The 19,772-nt window shown below is 43.8% G+C and carries 10 protein-coding genes; 4 read left to right on the forward strand and 6 right to left on the reverse strand.

The genetic code is table 11. From position 1 onward, the window contains the following. The first annotated feature begins 122 nt into the window (after positions 1-122). Both H6571_09525 and H6571_09530 read left to right on the forward strand, forming a co-directional pair. A complete protein-coding gene (locus H6571_09525) occupies positions 123-578 on the forward strand; it encodes a low molecular weight phosphotyrosine protein phosphatase (protein ID MCB9323960.1) in 456 nt (151 codons plus the stop codon). Positions 579-1,128: 550 nt separating this feature from the next. Next, the gene (locus tag H6571_09530) at positions 1,129-1,965 is read left to right on the forward strand and encodes a universal stress protein (protein ID MCB9323961.1); all 837 of its coding nucleotides are present in this window, start codon (positions 1,129-1,131) and stop codon (positions 1,963-1,965) included. A 126-nt stretch (positions 1,966-2,091) separates the two neighbouring features. Here the strand turns inward: H6571_09530 and H6571_09535 are convergent, their stop codons facing one another. Next, the gene (locus H6571_09535) at positions 2,092-2,700 is read right to left on the reverse strand and encodes a DNA-3-methyladenine glycosylase 2 family protein (protein ID MCB9323962.1); all 609 of its coding nucleotides are present in this window, start codon (positions 2,698-2,700) and stop codon (positions 2,092-2,094) included. A gap of 100 nt (positions 2,701-2,800) precedes the next feature. Here H6571_09535 and H6571_09540 point away from each other — a divergent pair, with 100 nt between their 5' ends. Together H6571_09540 and H6571_09545 are read left to right on the forward strand one after the other, a co-directional pair. Beyond that, positions 2,801-3,448, forward strand: a complete 648-nt coding sequence (locus H6571_09540; protein MCB9323963.1) for a phosphatidylserine decarboxylase family protein — start codon at positions 2,801-2,803, stop codon at positions 3,446-3,448. Between the two features lie 41 nt (positions 3,449-3,489). Further along, entirely contained in the window at positions 3,490-3,867 is a 378-nt protein-coding gene (locus H6571_09545) for a hypothetical protein (protein MCB9323964.1), read from the forward strand. Between the two features lie 179 nt (positions 3,868-4,046). Here the strand turns inward: H6571_09545 and H6571_09550 are convergent, their stop codons facing one another. The 5 genes from H6571_09550 to H6571_09570 all read right to left on the reverse strand — a co-directional run bounded on the left by H6571_09550 (position 4,047) and on the right by H6571_09570 (position 19,729). Then, a complete protein-coding gene (locus H6571_09550; protein ID MCB9323965.1) occupies positions 4,047-5,276 on the reverse strand; it encodes a cytochrome C554 and C-prime in 1,230 nt (409 codons plus the stop codon). 89 nt (positions 5,277-5,365) lie between these two features. Then, positions 5,366-5,725 (reverse strand): YraN family protein, encoded by a 360-nt coding sequence (locus H6571_09555; GenBank protein ID MCB9323966.1) that lies wholly within the window; start codon positions 5,723-5,725, stop codon positions 5,366-5,368. A gap of 233 nt (positions 5,726-5,958) precedes the next feature. After that, the gene (locus H6571_09560) at positions 5,959-9,945 is read right to left on the reverse strand and encodes an HYR domain-containing protein (GenBank protein ID MCB9323967.1); all 3,987 of its coding nucleotides are present in this window, start codon (positions 9,943-9,945) and stop codon (positions 5,959-5,961) included. Positions 9,946-10,893: 948 nt separating this feature from the next. Beyond that, the gene (locus tag H6571_09565) at positions 10,894-11,817 is read right to left on the reverse strand and encodes a PorP/SprF family type IX secretion system membrane protein (protein MCB9323968.1); all 924 of its coding nucleotides are present in this window, start codon (positions 11,815-11,817) and stop codon (positions 10,894-10,896) included. Between the two features lie 94 nt (positions 11,818-11,911). After that, a complete protein-coding gene (locus H6571_09570) occupies positions 11,912-19,729 on the reverse strand; it encodes a gliding motility-associated C-terminal domain-containing protein (GenBank protein ID MCB9323969.1) in 7,818 nt (2,605 codons plus the stop codon). Between the last annotated feature and the right edge of the window lie 43 nt (positions 19,730-19,772).

Here is a 19,772-nt window from a genome sequence, read left to right on the forward strand (position 1 = left end):
CCAGATATATTAAATGAAGAAAATCATATTCCGGGAAAAGGACATTCTCCAGGCGGTAATAATAGAGTAAAAGAAAAATTAACCCTAAATTTGTACCAGGAAAAATAAAATATAATTTTAAAATGAAAATTCTGATGGTATGCCTGGGCAATATTTGCCGCTCTCCTCTTGCCGAAGGTATTATGAGGAAAAAGATCGAGGAACGCGGACTTCCCTGGATAGTTGACTCTGCCGGCACAAGTTCATGGCATATAGGTCAAGCCCCTGACAAACGATCGATTGAGGTGGCCAAAAAATATGGCATTGACATTTCCCGGCAAAGGGGGCGCCAAATTGAAGCCAAAGACCTTGAAACGTTTGATTTTATTTACGCTATGGATACCAATAATTTACAGGAAATTTTAAAATTGGCCTCTACCCCGGTATTGCAATCAAAAGTAAAACTGATTCTCCATGAGTCCGGAGTCCGCGACACTGAAAATGTGCCGGATCCGTATTGGGATGATGATGGCTTTGAAAATGTATATCAACTGCTACAGGAAGCGTGCCAGAATATTATTGAGAATAATTTCAAATAAGATTCAATACCCAGAATCAAACAACGCTTATTGTCACATAATTTATCCTCCTGAAAACAAGTAAAAATATATATGCCTGTATTTATAATTGAATATCAAAATATTATATATTTATTAGTCTTTTTATTTTTTAAGTAAAGACGGTTTTTAATGTCACATTTTTACACTATATCTTAACAAATAATAAATTAATGTTCTTTTCTTTGTGATACACAACGACATAAAGACAAACAAATATAATTGGGTGAGTGTTTGTTCATAGTTTTCAACCCCCCACATTTTATGGGGGGTTTTTTTTTACCTCTTTTTCTTTTGCAAAAAAGACTTATCCATAAAAACTGTATTGAGTTTCCCCTTACAAACTTCAATACTAAATGGTCAGCTTTTTCGCTGACTATTTTTATTTCCACTCTCCATCCAGGTATGACAAAAATCAGTCATCTTTTTGACTTCGGTCACCTCTTCTTTTAAATTAATCAGACATATTGAATTGTCTTTCCCTTGAGGATTAAATTTGTTGTATTTTACTGTTTTTAAAATCAATTTTCAGATGAAAAACATCCTCATTCCTACTGATTTTTCGGCTTGTGCCTCCTATGCGCTGGAAGCTGGCACTGAACTCGCAAAGCGATATGAGGCTAAAGTTTTTTTATTTCACAACGCTAATCTGCCTGAAAACTGGGATAAACTTTCCTATGATGAAAAGAAAAAACTCCCCGAGTCCTTTCAGTCATGGCATAACGCCTCCATTTTATTAAACGATATAGAAAAGAGCCATCCGAGCACCGAAATTGAATCCATCGTTTTGGGAGGATCAATGGTCAGGAATATTAGCGAATTGAGTAAAACCCTGGACATAGGAATGATTGTCATGGGGTCACAGGGAGCCGGAAAGGCTGATCCTAATTTTTTTGGTTCCAATACCCAAATGGTAGTCCGACACGTACAGGTTCCTGTACTCATTATCAAATCTCCGTTGAAAGATTTTTATTTTGAGAAAGTGGTTTTTGCATCAGGTTTTGATGAAGCCGACAAAGAGTCTTTTTTAAAATTCAAAGATTTCGTCAAGCATTTCATTCCCGAAATCCACCTGGTTTCCATACAATCCATTTTCCAATACGGAGTGCCCTATATCTTGCAAAAGGAAGCCATGGAGTCCTTTGAAAAGTTATGTGCCCCGCTGGTTTGTAAGCTACATATCACCAAACAAACCACCATAGAAAAAGGAATCCGAAGTCTTGCTGATGAGATCGGCGCAGAGCTCATTGGCATTTCCAACCACCATCGCCACCCGCTTAGAAGGCTGCTTGCCGGCAGCACGGTGGAAGCCCTGGTCAATTATTCCGGGATTCCCGTGTTGACGATTGATTACGGAGAAGAGGGGTAAGGGTAAGGGAAATGTAAACCTCACCTGCAGACGCAGGAAGGCAGGTGTAAAATGTAAAAATGAGCGGTGAATGGAAATGATGAAGCTATTTTTTAACTGTTTCTTACCATCATCATTTCACATGGCTCAGGCTTTTTGTCCATCTTTCCAACGCCACAAATACAGACTGGCATAAGTCCGGTATGGGCGCCAGGGCTCTGCGATCTTCAACATTCTTTCTTTAAGGGCGCGCCCTTTTTCTTCGAATTGGTACAACATCTGGATGGCTTGCTGGATGCCCAGGTCATCCAACGGTAGAATGTCCGGGCGATTGAGGGTAAACATTAAAAGCATTTCAACGGTCCATTTACCCACGCCTTTGATTTGCGTAAGATAATCGATAATCGCTTCATCTTCCATCGTTGACCAGTCTTTTCCGATCAGGTTCTCTTGCTGGAAAAATTCAGCCACATTATGAAGGTATCCGGCTTTCTGGTACGACAACCCGGCACTGCGTAGAATGGGCGTATCGATCGACAATAAAATGCCCGGATCAGGATATTCATCAGGGAACAATTCCATGAACCTGCTATGGATGGTGGAAGCCGCTTTGCCGGAAAGCTGTTGAAAGACAATAGCCCTGAGGAGCCTGGCATAAATGTCCCCGTCGCTTTCGGGAAAAACGACTGGAGTGGTCTCAATGACCTGCTTTAAACGTTTATCTTTGGAGAGAAAGTCAATAATTTCGGGTGTCATTTCGTTTAATTTTGACCAAATCTAATCTATATGGCTTTAAATTATGTTTCCTTAATGCATATTTCTGTAAATTTGCCTTACTAAAAAATAAAACTAAACGATGAAAATACATAAAGAAGGCCATTGGATCGTTATTACACTGACCATTTTTTTACTCCTGGTTAACTTTTTAGTTAGCCGGTTCTTCCCTGGCCTAACCATTTATCTAGCGATTGTTTCCGTTGGAATCTGGTTTTTTGTATTGTGGTTTTTTCGCAATCCGACAAGAGAAATATTCCTCCCTCAGGACAACGTCATTTATGCCCCCGCCGATGGCAAAATTGTCGTCATTGAGGAAATCATCGAGCCGGAGTACTTCCATGAAAAAAGAATACAGGTTTCTATCTTCATGTCACCGGCCAATGTACATGTAAATAGAAATCCTATCAGTGGTACTGTGAATTATTTCAAATACCATCCGGGTAAATACCTGGTAGCCTGGCACCCAAAATCTTCCACAGAAAACGAACGCGCCACCACGGTCATTAAAAATGGTCATGTTGAAATTATGCTGCGACAAATTGCCGGCGCAATGGCCAAGCGGATTAAGACTTACCTCCATGTGGGGGAAGAAGTCGTCCAGGGCACTGACCTAGGATTCATCAAATTCGGTTCCAGGGTGGATCTGTTTTTACCGCTTGATGCAAAACTTGAAGTGGAAATAGGGCAAAAAGTCAAAGGCAATAAAACCATCATTGCACGTTATTAATTCATCTAAAAACAGCGGGAATTTACCATCACTCTTTCATTATGGCTTTACGAGAGGAATTTCCCAAAAAAAACACCACCTACATTGGAGGTCATAGCGACGGTTACCAATATACTACGGTATTTTCCGGTTCCAGCCTGACGCAGAGTTATCATATGGTCAGGCAATTTCTTATTGAAGAAGGTTATGGTGACCTGCCTTTGCCAAAAGATGCAGCCGAATTAGAGCGATTTCGGTTGATGACCCGCAACAATCAAATCATGATGTTTGAAGATAACGGTTATGTACACAATCCCATCAAGATACTTTTCCCCCTGGATCGACGAAAAAAAAGTATGCTCACACTTTGTATTTTCAATGAATCCGACCCGGATCACTTACTGAAATTTCACCGGATAGACGAACGTTCGAAGCGGTAAGAAATATTGGAGCTATTTTAAAACGGGTTACTCTTTGGACCGGGGTGAGTTGGCCATATCGCTATCGAAGTTTTATTATGTTATAACAACAACATGAAACAACCCCTTCCTGTCGGTACGATTTCGCTGCGCTCAACATGAAAAAAATAAATCCCCTCATTTTTACACTTAACCAAGAGTCATTCCACCCAAATATCTGTTTCTTTTTCGTAGACCACTATTGAATCTGGATAGATCCCCTCAAGATGATGATACCGCAGACTTTCCTTACTGATCCGGTGCCTGGACACAACGGTCTTCCACACCAATTTTTGGGGAGCGGTGATTTCATATGCCATTGAAAATTCCCGGGCGGCTCCGGGAGGGATGTTGCTGTCACTGATCTTCTTTGCTACCGGGTACCATTCCCACTCCTCCCCTATCCGAAATTCCTTTTGCATCAATTGCTTTCCTTGGCTGTCTTTAATAAAAAAACGGATCATAAAAAACCGTTCGGGGTCCCCTGTAGGCACTTTGTGGCCGGCAAAATCATTCCTGACTTTAAGGGACAATTCCAACTGATCGCCCACCGCATATCTCTCTTTGAGGTTCGCCGTCACAAATGAATAGCCAACCAGCCCTTTCACAGTTTCGTCTTTAACTTTGGGAATTCCGGAACCGGGGAAGAAATGCCGAAACCCTCTTTTGGTTTCAGGGCCGGTGATGAGCTGGCGTTTTATTTCAGGCATGTGGCAGCCGATACAATTAATACCGGCTTTTGAGAAAGGCCCGGCTTTCCATTCGTTACCCGTTTCGAAGGTACATATCAATTGATCGCTGATCTGCTCTGCAGCATTATGGCACCCGAGGCATAATGTTTCGGACAGATACTCTTTATCCACCACATGACTGTGCGGGGGCGAAACATCCGGATTGGCTCCAATGACATTCCCGTTTTTTATGTGGCAGCCCAGGCAGGTAACGCCTTCCTGTTGTAACACCGGATCGAAAAATGGGTTGGGGCGTTTTACAGGTTGGAAATAATCGCCATTTAGCATTCCGGTCACGATCTCCTCCTGTTGGTTTTGAAGCGGCAGGTGGCAGTTAATGCAAATGAAGAGATTGTTGTTTTTTTTCAGTTCTGCCTGGTATTGAAGATCAACCCAGGCATGGGCATGGGTTGACATTTTCCATTCTTCATAGATCTCCACATGGCATTTGCCACATTCTGCTGCACTCATAGATACCATTCCCATTGGCAATTCAATATTGAAAATCGGGCTTTCCCAGCTTTTGGTCAGCGCCATTGTATCCGGGAAACGGTTACTCTCGGTTTCTTTTCCCTCTTGTTGCGAATTTCCTCTTGTACAATTAACCAAAAAAATGGCAATAAAACCAGCTGCAATAATCCACCAGACCGACTTGTTCATAATCCTAAATTTCCAACGCCTGAGCACGTTTGTTAGAATGGTAAATTTATCGCAACAGCCCTGTATTACCAACTAAAACAGGATATTTATCAGGTAAAAAAAGCATCTTTAAAATGCTCGATTGTCGAATGCTGGTCACTTTGAATCAAAACGGAAATGAAATCAAATCTAACCTCCCAGTCATGGCCGATTTTTTCCATATATGCCGATGCGGCGTCCGCCATAAATTGTTCTTTCCTGGCTGTGATGAATTCTTCAGGTTTTCCAAAAGCATCATTTGTCCTTGTTTTGACTTCCACAAAAACCAAAACAGTTCCGTCCATGGCAATGATATCTACTTCGGCCCGACGATATCTCCAATTGGCTTCCAGTATACTATATCCCTGCTCTGCTAAAAAAGCCCTGGCCAGGGCTTCACCTCTTTTTCCTATTGCATTATGGAGGGCCATGAAAATTTAGGTTTAACGTTCAAAAATCGAATAATTATCCAACGAATATAAAATATTTTGCGCCACCGATCCGGCTTTAGCTTTATGAATTGGTTTTTTATCTGTGTTATACACTGCCCCCCATGGAACACAGGAAGAACAAATTTGACGAATTTAACGGGTTTTATTAAAAAAAAAGCCCCTACGCCGGGAAGCATAGAGGCCATAGTACTTAAAAAGTACACAATAAAACACTATTCAGTCAAAATCATTTTTCTCGTATCTTTCCAACCCCCTGCTCTCAACTCGTAATACATCACTCCTGTAACGCTGAGGTCGTCTTTTCCTATTACAATTTCGTTGTATCCGCTTTCATAATTTCCTTCCATGTGGTAGATCAATCTTCCGGCCAGGTCGTAAACATTCAGGCTCACCTCTCCCGTTTCAGAAATTTTGAAAGGGATGATGGTATCATCACTAAACGGATTGGGTCTGTTCTGGTACAATTCGTTTCCGCTATCCGCATCCACAGCGGAAGAAGTCAGGAATACCAGCCCGAGGTCGAGTATATCTTCTTCCAAAGTATATGCTTCGGCTTCGGTAAGCCTGGAGTCGATAAAAATCAGGTCCTGCAGTTCAGCATTGGCATTAGACGTAAAAGTCAGGCTAAACAGAACGATTTCTTTGGAATCAGGCGTTTCGCTCATCTGGTTCCAGCTGGCGGTCAGCATTCCGTGTTCCGCAGCTTTTGAACCGAAGTTGTTGGCATCCAGTGAAGGAAGATCAGCACTGCTTGCCGCAACGAATTCCAAAGCTCCCGGATCAAAACTCATGGTAAACTGGAATCCTGCGAGCTTATCCATATCCCGGGCCATAAAATCAATGGTTACGGTTTCTCCGGCTTTCACCGTTCTGTTCTCTACTGCGATCCCGAATTCGGCATAAGCACTGCGCTCTTCAGTTCCTATCAGGCTGTTCGGAGTTGCCGAATTATTGACATCCCCAATTTTTATCCCGATGAAATCCATATTCATCGCATCGTTTGATAAATTTTCAATATTCTGTAAGCCCGGAATCTCAGTGGCCCATGGGTTATCGGGTTGCGGAAAAACGAAACCGGCACTCACAAACCTCCATGAACTACTTCCCGGGGGCATTTCTTCATCTATGTGCAATACCAGTTTCCTGAGTTTAATCAGGTCTGTGGTGGTAATACTATGCGAATTATTCACGTCTGCTGCGAGATATTTATAAGGAGAATCGAATAACTGAACCCCTAAAATGTGTTTGGTGATCAGGATGAGATCAAGGGTGGTCACACCATTCAAAATATCATCGTTTTTCTCAGGGATCAGGGTATAACTATATCCTGCCGGTACATCGTTGAACTCAAAATGACCGTCGTCTCCTGTCATCACTTCTGAAGTTTCTATTCCTTGTACATTCACCATAACATGCTCGACATGTTCTCCTGTAGGGGTAACAATGGTCCCTGCGATCATATTCATTGTAGAGGCCTGCTCCGGGCAAATATTCAGGTTATCCTGCACATCGATATAGGTCAGGCAAAATTCACTGTTCCCTGATTCATCCGTTACCCACACTTCAATTTGCTGGATTCCTTGTTGTGCACAGGTAAACACCAGACTTGTATCGGTCGGTGGAGTACCATTCGATCCATCACCCATCCTCAACGTTGTTTTAATGTCTTCTACTGCCGTACAATTATCGTGTACCCCATTGAAATTTATAAAAGAAGACACATTTACACTGGCTGTTGGCACACCACCATCTGCCACTAAATCAACCGAAAGACCTGTAATACATATGATAGATGGCGCAGACCGATCCTCCACGGTGATCAGCACCGAACAGGTAGAAGCATTTCCACAATGATCAGCAACCGTAAAGGTTATCTGGGTGGTGCCTAACGGGTACACACCACTTGCATTCGCCCCGTTGGCATAAGCATAGGGCGAATTATTGGTAATGGTCAGTGAATTAGAGCAATCGTCAGCGACAATAGGATTCATGGTAACCGTCCCGAAACCACACTGAGCATCTACTCCCACGGTTACATTTTCAGGGCAACTTTCAATCACTGGCGGGTCGGAATCCAACACTTTAATGACTTGTGTATGGGTAAATTTTCCGCCCTGGTCAGGATTTTCTTCATCAAAATTACACCAGTCGATCACAGTCCATTTTCTCAATATTTTATAACAGGCCGGCATGGTTATCGTATAGATTGCATCAGAGTAATTATACACCAAATTGCTGCATTGATCTCCTGTAAAAACAGGCCCCTGATACTCTTGAGGTAAATCTCCGGGAGCCACGGCAGCTCCACATTCATAAGTGGTATAAGTTGGCGGCCAGATGATCTGATCCTCACTAAAAGGATCTTCGTTGATCAACGTAATTACCTGCACACAGGTTGCTGTATGTTCAGAAAGATCAGTAGCGGTAAAAGTTCTTACAATATTTCCTACCCCACAATTATTTATATTCTCAACCACATCCGTTTCTAAGGTATAAGTACAATTATCGATCACCACCGGGCTTCCGAAAATAGAAAGATCTGAATAATCATCGTGACAATCGATGGTCACGTCATCCGGGCAATCGGCAAAAAACGGGGCAATTTGATCCTGAACGGTGACCAGTGTTGTACACTCGTTGAAATGATTGAACAAATCGCCGCCTGGCAATTCTCTTGAAGGATCGATGGGTCCCTGCCCCGGATTTACTTCATAAACGTGTAGTAAAACCATAATGGAATCTTCTTCCATTTCCTCGCAACAGAAAATCACCTGGTTGTCAAACCATTCCTGGTAACCGTCCTGTGGAGAATCATCCCCATTGGCTCCATCACAAACCCCTGTCATTACCCTCCTGGCCTTATAAAAAAGCTGAGGGTTACAGTTATCATTACTGCCTTCATCAAAAGAAACAGCAGCTACTACCCCTATGCCTCCCGTTGAAATCGAAACCACCAGCTCATCATTACAAACAGCAGTAGGTTTTTGATTATCCACCACCGTCACAGTAATGGAACACCCTGTAGTGTTTCCGCATTCATCTACTCCGGTATACTGCACGGTATGGGTGCCCACAGGAACGTGAGTGTGGGGGCCAAAACCGGCCGCTCCATACGAAGTATTGGCGAAAATATCAGGATCGGCATCGCAATTATCCGATAACTCGGGAATCGGAAGGGATACCGTACCATAACACTCTCCAGGGACGGTGGAAACGACAAGATTCTCCGGGCATTCAAATACGGGAGCCGTTTCATCCGCGATGCTGATAATCTGTTGGTGCATCACGAAGAAGTCGGTGCAATTATCCAATACTGACCATTCCCTGACGATCTGATACTCAATATTGGAGCATACATAAACCGTATCATCTTCGAAGGTGGTAAGCAAATTACATATATCCCCATTCATGATGCTGCCCCCATCAATCATGGGTACACCGGTAACCGTTTCCGGATCTGCATCCGGATTATCGCAGCTAATGGTAATATTATTGGGAAAAACCACCATGTCAAGGGTAGGTTTTTCCAGGTAAATCATTTGTACACAACTTACGGAATTACCTGAATTGTCGGTAGCCACCCAGGTTCTCTCCACTTCTGTCACAATTTCCGTCAGGCAGTTGCCCAGGGTCACTACATCGGTATAGGTGAGACTTTCAATGCTTCCGCAATTATCCATAGCCACAGGCATTCCAATAGTGGCAACACTTGTATCCCCCATACATCCCATGAAAACATCGGCGCAGTTTACCTGGAAAACAGGATTTACATAATCCATCAGTTCTATAAAACCGATACAAATGGTATTGGTATTAATGTCTTCGATCTCCACGCTCAGTATTTCTCCTATATAAGGAGATGCATCAAAGAAAATTTGATCCACTCCAAAGGCCACGACATTATTCAGGCCATCTCTGGCGATCATATTCTTTGGACCAGGGCACTGCAGAGGTGCCTGGACTACCGCGTCGATCACCAGGGTTACCTCACAGGTTTGGTTCACAGAAACCTGTAAAGGAGAATTAAACGTACCGATACATGCCAGATTACATTGGGCTTGTAAACTAATAAAGGCGAATAAAGTAAATAACGAAAGAAGCAAAACCCGAAGATTTAACCCTCCCCCGTATTTCCTTCTCCCGGCTACCGGTGCAGAACATCCGGTTTCTTTTGACGTGTTTAAATTTAAGTGTTTCATAATTTTGACGTGTTAATAATTATTGCTGAATAGTTTAATCTGTTTTAAAATCTGGGATAGCTCCGCCTGTCTCTCACAGGTCAACACCTGTCAGAAATAATGCTTTTAATTCCGCTTTTTATTTATTGGAAAAGCTATCTGTCTGCCTGCTTTACCGGAATACCCGGTTTAAAGAAGCTTTTTTTAGACCATCTCAAAGTGAAGCTTTAATTTTTTTCCTGGAAATGGAATAAATTAAACTGTTCAGATAACTATAAGAAAATATCGTGCCAGTTTTTAATTTAATGAAAATCAATAAAAAAATAAACACATAAAACATTTATAATCAACGACTTAAAATTAAATTTAATATAAAATTTGATGAAATCAGGTTGGGGGAGCAGGTTTTATTTAAGGTGTTGTATGCTTTAGGGTAAAAATTTTCCAACCGGAGATACCTTCAATCTGGCCTTCCCAAAAGAGATGATTTTAAACGAAAAAGGCCCAAAATAAAAAAGCCCCCCTCCTGTGTGCCAGAAGAGAGGCCATCCCAAAAACCGATTAAAGTATACACTTGAAAACGGCTCTTGTGAATCACATACAATCCAATCGCCTTAAATAAAATTTACCATGTTTTCGGATAGGTGAACTGATCACAGATCAGAACCATCCAAAAACACGAAACCATCGATTCCGTGAGGAATCAATTTTTTAGAATAATCAAATAATTGATTAAATACTTTTTGTGAATTAAAGCAGAAAGAAAAAATCTGCTTAAAAGAGGTATGAATTTAGCCTATAAAGTTACTTCCTGAAGAAGTTGACACAAAGATACATTTTTTTTTGAAAAAATCTAAACCGATATGCCTATTATTTTTCCGTACAAAAGAAAAGCCCCGCTTCCTGTTAAGGAGGGGGCCTTCTAAAATTAATTGTTAAAGGACATCTGTATTTAATTCATAGTTTATTTTAAAACTTTTTAAGGTCTTTTTCTTTCTTTTCAAACTTAAACGCGACGGTGACCTCATGGGACCCCGTATTAAACTTCTGGAAATGCTGGAAAGACAAATCATAGGAATAATAAAGCCTGAAAGCAGAAAGTTTGGTTCCCAACAGGATTCCCATGGCACTAAGGGAGCGATAGGATACCCCTGCTATCAGCTGATCCTTGAGGAAGCTGGCCTTCAGGTTAAAATCCATCTGAAAAGGAACATCCCTGATTTGTCGAATTAAAATGGATGGCTCCAGTTTTACATTGTATTCGTATAATTCAAAGGTGTGCCCTAAATTAAAGGTATAATAACTAAAAAAACCTCTGTTTCCGGACGAAGTGGTTCCTGCAATATCATCGAGTCGGCTTCTGACAAGATTATTAAAGGTAATCCCGAAATAGGTGTTTTCTTTAATGGTACCGCGTACGCCCAGTGCTGCATCAAAGATGCTTTTTCCATCAAGGATTTCCGTAAGGAGATCATCTGCCGGGTCAAAGAATTCCCCCCCAGTGATAGCATTATCGACGGTCATTTGCTGAAACTCTGTGAAGAAACCTGCTGAAAGTTTGGCTGTTTCCTGTATATTGAACTTGAAAGCAAAATTCAATTGCGCCTTTAAACGGGTCAATTGTGCGGCAGTTTCAGATAATAACCCGACTCCCAGCCCAAAGGATTTGCCAATAGGCCCATTATAGTAAGCCGTATAGGTTTTAGGCGCATCCGGGAATCCGGTCCACTGTGCACGCAAATTCAAATGCAAATTATGAGAATCATCAAACCCCGCTGCTGCCGGATTAATTAAAACCGGGCTGATGTGATATTGCATAAAAATGGCCTCGTCCTGAGCGGAAAGAAAATGAAAGGCCAATATTGATATAAAGAGTAAAAATAATTTTCTCATTTTAATGGAATTAAACGGTTCTTGGAAAATGATGCTTAAGGTTTGTTTGCGTCTGCCTTTCAGCAGACGCAAACACAATTCAGAGTTGCAGATCTTATCTCACAATAGTCAGCGATCCCTTCGTCTGGATGATCCCGTCAGGGCTCTGGTATTCCAGGATGAAGTAATAAGGTCCTTCAGGCAGAGGATCACCGTTGAAAGAATTTCCTTCCCAGCTATTATCGTAATTATCCGTTTGGTACACCAGCTGACCCCATCTGTTATAGATTTCCAGGTGATTATCTGGTAACTCTCCGATACAGAAAATAATGAATTCGTCATTGCTGCCATTACCATCCGGCGTAATCACCACTCTTTGTTCTAAACAAGGGAAACGGCGATCTTCCACTTCTCCAACCACTGTACCAGACAAACTTTCGCAGCCATTACTATCGGTTACCTGGAGGTAATATGGTCCGGGGCACAATCCGGTAATTACATCCTGATTAAGATCAATTACCTCAATATTGAGCCAATTGTAATTGTACTCTCCATTTCCCCCGGTTACTATTGCTGATACAGAACCATTGGATCCACTACAATCGCTGTATCCCGTTCCCGGTTCGGTGGCAGGTTCTGCCACGATAGTCACCTGGATCGGTGTAGGTTCCACAATATTGTAACTTCTTACAATGGTACATCCGTTGGCATCTGTTACGGTCAGGCCATAATTTCCTGCAGCAAGGAAATTGTTCGCACTGCCAATATTAGGGTTACTCCACTGGTAAACATAATCAGGAACACCTCCGAAACCGGCCACTTCAATAGATCCGTCCTGCAATCCGTCACAGGAAACATCTTCCACAGCTTCCACCGCATTAAGCACGGGCGGGGCGGATAAAGTAATAACTTCCATAGCTTCGCACCCCAGTTCATCAATTGCGATAAGGTTGTAAGTGCCCGCCGTGGCATTCGTAAGGTTAGCCCCTACGCTGAAAAGGCTTCCACCGTATTCCCATTCGTAAGAGTAAACCCCTACTCCATTAGATCCTGCCGCAAGTGCTGTTCCATCTGAGGAATCACTACATTTTACGGCATATCCATTGTAATTAGAAGTTATATTCACGTTCACAGCGAGATTCGACTGCGTACCAATTTCATAGGTATTGATCAATACAGCCCCGGTCTCATCGGTGATTTCAACCGTATAGGTTCCCGGACCAAAATCAGGGAGGTCTTCATTGGTGGAAATAATCGCCGGGCTACCTTGTTTACGCCATTCAAAGGTATAAGTGTTCGCCCCAAAAGGAGACAGGTCAATTAAACCGTTCTCGTCTCCCTGGCAGGTCACATCAACAATGGATACAGAATCTGAAAGTTCTGAAACGACGATTGCTTCTGTGGCAAATAACTGGCATCCATGTGAATCTGTAATAGAAGGCACATAATCGCCCCCACATAAACCAATCGGCTGGGTGCCTCCAATGCCTGAGTTCCAGGTTACTGAATAGGGCCCGGTACCTCCGTTGATGTCCAGTACAATCTTTCCTGAACAAGCCGGTCCTTCCACATCATTCACCACGGCTGAGTTGTAGGTAATCTGATCTGGCTGGTTTATTTGACTTGAACCTCCGATAACAGTACCTTGCGCATCTGTTATCGTATAATTGACTGTTCCTGCGGATAATGTATTCACCATAAACGCTCCGGTCACGTTGGCGATTGGTGAAGGGCCTGCATCTGCTACATAAGTATAAGGAGGTATCCCTCCACTTACTGTCACAGCCAGGATACCATTGGAGTATCCGTTACAGGAAACATCGGTTGTCACTTCTCCAGTAAACGCCAGTGGCGCTGCAGGAACCATATAACAGGCATTTGTCTGACAACCGTTCTGGTCTGTAACGGTGACACAATACTGCCCGGCGGACAGGTTATAAGCTTCAAAAGTAGTATTGGAAACGTTTGGTGACCACTGATATGACAGTGGTGTTCCATTTTGGAAGTTATTCAGTACAATAGATCCATCGTTACCATTTAAAGCAGGCCCGATGGTCGCTCCATAGGTTAAGGTTGAATAATTCTGAATTTGGAAAGAACCCGTGATCTGGTTATTGTTGACATCCGAAATGGTCACTGTATAATTTCCTGCAGGCTGGTTAATGATATCCTGACTCAAGCTGATAGGATTATTAGTCCCCCCTTGCAAGGCCCATTGGTAAGTGAGCAATCCAACTCCGCCAGTCACCTCAATATTAATCCCCCCCTGAGATGTGCCAACACAAGTGTTGTTGATCTGGAAAGAATTAATAATGATATTTTCACCTACCTGAACGCAGGCTTCATCCGTACAACCCGCATTATCGGTAACGGTAACACAATAATTTCCAGGTTGGGAAAGTCCAGTAATGTCTTCGGTTGTTGCCATAAAAGTCCCAGGTCCTGTCCATGAATAATCATAGGTTCCCGCTCCGGTTCCTCCGGTTACCGTCAGGTTGACTGCTCCCCCTGGCACATTTACAGGAATCAGGCTGGTAATATTCAATGGGTTATTTGATCCATCAACTGTAATGGTAGTAGAGGCTGTACATCCTCTTGCATCGGTAACGGTTACGGAATATACTCCGGCTGCAAGGTTGTTTTGCACCAATCCATCAGGCAATCCGCCACTCCATTCAACCATATAGGGCATGGTTCCACCGGTAACGGTAATGCTTATCGATCCGGTTGCTTCATTAGCACAAACCACATCCACCACATTTATATTGGAGATCGTCAGTGGTCCAGGTTGCGTAACCGTAAAGGATGCGGAAGTCAATAAGGTAGTAGAAGCATCAACAACGGTCACATAATATGTGCCCGGCTCCAGCCCTGAGATAGTGGATCCATCCTCACCGACCAAACTCCAGAGGTAAGCGAAGGGCCCATTCCCTGAAATGGCATCAATGCTGATCACTCCATCGCCGGATCCGTTACAGGAAACCGGGGTTACCAGGAAATTGGTAATGCTAGGGGGTACTGCGGTGCCAATCGTTATAATACCTGGGTCATCGGAATCAATCGGATCAATGATATTGTCATTCACATCCACCGCTTCAATAGTAACTGGTGAGTTACCAAAAGTAAGGGCAGTGGAACTGGTTCCTATTACATTGAAACACATTTCAAACAAAGTGGAATCCGATCCAATCAGGGTTACCCCCTGTAAAGTCGGATCATCCCATGACAATACGATTTTTCCCGGATTGGTAGTATTAAAGTTTGAAGCACTTAAGCTTGGCAAATTGAATGCCCCGACGTTTAAAAACTGAAGTGCCGCTTGATCATAGTTGATCGTAAACTGAATGCCATTAAGATCAATAAAATCCTGAGCCGTTACATCCAGACAAATCTGATCACCAGGTGAAGCGCTGATATCTTCAATGAATAAGGCAAAACCTTCTGCCTGTACATTTCCCCCAATGGTCACGGAGCCATTGTCGGTTGCAGCCGGGACCTCCTGGTCATTTGTATTGATTATTTCAATGGCCACCGGAGAATTTGAAAATTGAACCGGTGTGGTCCCATTATTGAATAAGGTGGTAAAGCAAATTTCAAAAAGCGCCGTTCCATCTGCAGCAGACTCCCCCGTAAGATCCTGATCAGTCCATGAAAAGGTGATTGTTCCGGGTGATTGTCCGTTGCCTGGTGTTCCAAAATTCCCCTCGGTAAGTCCTTGTAAGTTAAAGTTTCCAACTGAGACGAAACCGAGCAAAGTGGGATTGTAATTGATGGTAAATTGCATCCCGATGATATTTGCAAAATCATAAACCTCCATGGAAACGCAAACTTGTTCTCCCATTGCAGTCGCCGACTCTTCAGATAACACTAGGGTAAATCCATCATAATTGTTACCTCCATCAGATAAAATGGTTACAGAACCATGATCGAGATTGGTTTCCACTGAAGCACCATTTCCATCAGTGATATTTATGCCCACAGGATTGCTGGTAAAACTCACGGCAGAAACACTACCGCCAGGGCCAATTACCTGGAAGCATATTTCAAAAACAGCCGTTCCATCAGGCAGAGACACTGCCGAAGCATTATCCCATGAAAGGGTAATCTTTCCAGCACTTGTTCCGGAACCCGGGTAATTGAAATCGCCCAAATCCAATCCTGTGAGGTTAAAATTGCCAATGGAAACAAAATTAAGCAGTGCTGGATTGTAATTAATCGAGAAATCCATGCCAGAGATGCTGCCAAAATTATTCACGATCATGTCCACACAAACCGTTTGCCCTGTCATAGCCGTTTCTTCTGATAATGTCAGGCTGAAACCTGCATTGGAAGGATCTACGTTTGGATCGGTTATGGTCACTGAACCGTTATGGATAGTAGCCGTTACCGGATTGTCGTTTACATCAATAAATTCAACAGCAGCCGGATTATTTACAATATTCACGGGTGTTACTACCCCTGCAGCCCCAACAGCCGTAAAGCACACTTCAAAGATTTGAGTGCCATTAGCCAAGGTCACCCCGGCAAAAGTATTGTCGGTCCAGGAGAAAGTAATGGAACCCGCAACAGGGTTTCCAAAGTTACTTGCACTTAGGCCAGGTAATCCAAATCCGCTAAAATTGCTAAATGACAAGTTCGCCGGATTATAACTCAAGGACAATTGTGCTCCGATAATGTTTGTAAAGTCATTTACGGTAATGGGCACGCAAACCATATTTCCCTGTTCTACTGATTCAACGCCTACGTTAACGGTCAATTGTCCACCTCCTGTACCATTGGTAATGGTAACGCTTCCGTTATTGGTCGTTGCAGTGACAAGGTTTTCATTTACATCAAGGATTTCTACCGGCACAGGATTGTTGCCTATGCTTACGGCGGTAGTTCCTGCGGCACCTGTAGCGGTGAAGCAAGCCTCAAAAATGGTCGTTCCCGCAGGAAGAGTCACCCCGGCAAAGGTATTGTCTATCCAGGAAAATGTCAGCGTACCGGCACTCGGGTTGGCGAAATTACTCGCGGTCAATCCTGGAAGGTTGAAGCCCTGGAAAGTCTGGAAAGAAAGCGCCGCAGCATTATAGTTCACGGTAAACTGTGTACCGATAATATTGGTAAAGTCATCAACGCTTATTCCTACACAAGCGGTCGCGCCCTGCGCCACTGTCTCGTCGGAAACATTGATCATAAAGCCGTCAACGCCACCCGTACCGCCGGTGATGGTAACACTTCCGTTGTTCGTCGTTGCTGTGACAAGGTTCTCATCCACATCAAGGATTTCTACCGGCACGGGGCTGTTGCCTATGCTTACGGCGGTAGTTCCTGCGGCACCTGTAGCGGTGAAGCAAGCCTCAAAAATGGTCGTTCCCGCAGGAAGAGTCACCCCGGCAAAGGTATTGTCTATCCAGGAAAATGTCAGCGTACCGGCACTCGGGTTGGCGAAATTACTCGCGGTCAATCCTGGAAGGTTGAAGCCCTGGAAAGTCTGGAAAGAAAGCGCCGCAGCATTATAGTTCACGGTAAACTGTGTACCGATAATATTGGTAAAGTCATCAACGCTTATTCCTACACAAGCGGTCGCGCCCTGCGCCACTGTCTCGTCGGAAACATTGATCATAAAGCCGTCAACGCCACCCGTACCGCCGGTGATGGTAACACTTCCGTTGTTCGTCGTTGCTGTGACAAGGTTCTCATCCACATCAAGGATTTCTACCGGCACGGGGCTGTTGCCTATGCTTACGGCGGTAGTTCCTGCGGCACCTGTAGCGGTGAAGCAAGCCTCAAAAATGGTCGTTCCCGCAGGAAGAGTCACCCCGGCAAAGGTATTGTCTATCCAGGAAAATGTCAGCGTACCGGCACTCGGGTTGGCGAAATTACTCGCGGTCAATCCTGGAAGGTTGAAGCCCTGGAAAGTCTGGAAAGAAAGCGCCGCAGCATTATAGTTCACGGTAAACTGTGTACCGATAATATTGGTAAAGTCATCAACGCTTATTCCTACACAAGCGGTCGCGCCCTGCGCCACTGTCTCGTCGGAAACATTGATCATAAAGCCGTCAACGCCACCCGTACCGCCGGTGATGGTAACACTTCCGTTGTTCGTCGTTGCTGTGACAAGGTTCTCATCCACATCAAGGATTTCTACCGGCACGGGGCTGTTGCCTATGCTTACGGCGGTAGTTCCTGCGGCACCTGTAGCGGTGAAGCAAGCCTCAAAAATGGTCGTTCCCGCAGGAAGAGTCACCCCGGCAAAGGTATTGTCTATCCAGGAAAATGTCAGCGTACCGGCACTCGGGTTGGCGAAATTACTCGCGGTCAATCCTGGAAGGTTGAAGCCCTGGAAAGTCTGGAAAGAAAGCGCCGCAGCATTATAGTTCACGGTAAACTGTGTACCGATAATATTGGTAAAGTCATCAACGCTTATTCCTACACAAGCGGTCGCGCCCTGCGCCACTGTCTCGTCGGAAACATTGATCATGAAGCCGTCGCCGCCACCCGAACCACCTGTGATGGTAACACTACCATTTTGTGTATTGGTTACAACAGTATTTTCAGCAACATCTATAACTTCCAGGGCAACGGGTGCTCCCAGGAAAGTAACCGGAGTAGTTCCTGCTGAACCTGAAGCTGTAAAACACACTTCAAAGAGCTGTGTTCCATTGGGAACGGAAACTCCATTAAAGGTGTTATCGGTCCAGGAGAGGGTAATCACACCGGGCGATGTTCCATTGGCCGGGGTACCAAAATTACTTTCAGAAAGGCCGGTAAGGTTAAGGCTGGAAATAGAATTGTAAGTCAATACCGAAGCATTGTACCCAATCGTGAATTGCATGCCAATAATGTTCACAAACTGAGAAGCAGAAACCCCGACACAAACCTGCTGCCCTTGCACTACGGATTCATTGGAAAGTGATAAAGACATATTACCTCCTCCACTACCGCCTGTAATGGTTACTGTTCCGTTATTCGTACCAGCATTAATAATATTTTCGCCAGCATCAAGCACCTCAAGAGGTACAGGGCTATTGCTGAAGAAAACAGAAGTATTTCCACTACCTGTTGCTGTGAAACAAATTTCAAAAATTTGAGTACCATCGGGTAAGGAAAGTCCTGCAAAGGTATTATCGGTCCAGGACATGGTAACCACTCCATTAGCTGTTCCGTTATCGGGAGTTCCGAAATTACTTACAGAGAGCCCAGTGAGATTAAAGCTGCCTACTGAAACAAAAGTAAGTGCTGCAGGGTCATACCTGACGGTATACTGCATGCCGATGACATCAGTGAAACCGCTAACGCTTACGCCAACACAAACCTGCTGCCCCTGGGCAACCGTTTCATCAGACAAGGAAAACATGAGGTCTCCCCCGCCGCCACTGCCACCGGTACCAATAGTAACGGTAGCATTGTTTGTTGATGCAGCCAGCTCATTGTCGTTGGAATCAATAATTTCAATAGCCACCGGAGTACCGGAAAAATTAACCGCTGCGATCGCGTTATCTGCCGTTACATTGAGGCATAACTCGAAAATGGGGTCTCCATCGGGGACAGTTACCCCTGCAAAGGTGTTATCCAGCCAGGACATGGTTATCGTCCCTGGTGTTTGACCGTTGTCAGGCGTTCCATAATTGCTTATGGATAAACCCGGCAAATTGAAATTGGTCAAGGAAGAATAACTCAACGCAGTCTGATCATAATGAATAGTGAACTGCATCCCGATCACGTCATTAAACCCATTGACGGTAATCGGCAGACAAACAACATCGCCCTGGTTAGCACTTATGCTTGTCATTGACAAGGTAAATCCTCCAAGGTCCTGATCCGAAAGATTGTCTGAAGTTGAATTGGAAAAAAAGGATGGGCTAGAAAATCCGAAAGACACCTGAGCCACTATGATAAACACCATAGTAGCCAGCCTTGATAAAAGGCAAGTAAAAATTCTGGTCATGTTGCTCGGAGTTTGGGATGTTAAAAAATATGTTCTGAGAAAA

This window comes from Lewinellaceae bacterium, assembly GCA_020636105.1.
GTDB lineage: Bacteria > Bacteroidota > Bacteroidia > Chitinophagales > Saprospiraceae > BCD1.

Excerpts from the sequence above, each read along its gene's own strand:
- H6571_09525 (MCB9323960.1), top strand. The coding sequence starts at position 123 with ATGAAAATTCTGATGGTATGCCTGGGCAATATTTGCCGCTCTCCTCTT.
- H6571_09530 (MCB9323961.1), top strand. The coding sequence starts at position 1,129 with ATGAAAAACATCCTCATTCCTACTGATTTTTCGGCTTGTGCCTCCTAT.
- H6571_09535 (MCB9323962.1), bottom strand. The coding sequence starts at position 2,700 with ATGACACCCGAAATTATTGACTTTCTCTCCAAAGATAAACGTTTAAAG.
- H6571_09540 (MCB9323963.1), top strand. The coding sequence starts at position 2,801 with ATGAAAATACATAAAGAAGGCCATTGGATCGTTATTACACTGACCATT.
- H6571_09545 (MCB9323964.1), top strand. The coding sequence starts at position 3,490 with ATGGCTTTACGAGAGGAATTTCCCAAAAAAAACACCACCTACATTGGA.
- H6571_09550 (MCB9323965.1), bottom strand. The coding sequence starts at position 5,276 with ATGAACAAGTCGGTCTGGTGGATTATTGCAGCTGGTTTTATTGCCATT.
- H6571_09555 (MCB9323966.1), bottom strand. The coding sequence starts at position 5,725 with ATGGCCCTCCATAATGCAATAGGAAAAAGAGGTGAAGCCCTGGCCAGG.
- H6571_09560 (MCB9323967.1), bottom strand. The coding sequence starts at position 9,945 with ATGAAACACTTAAATTTAAACACGTCAAAAGAAACCGGATGTTCTGCA.
- H6571_09565 (MCB9323968.1), bottom strand. The coding sequence starts at position 11,817 with ATGAGAAAATTATTTTTACTCTTTATATCAATATTGGCCTTTCATTTT.
- H6571_09570 (MCB9323969.1), bottom strand. The coding sequence starts at position 19,729 with ATGACCAGAATTTTTACTTGCCTTTTATCAAGGCTGGCTACTATGGTG.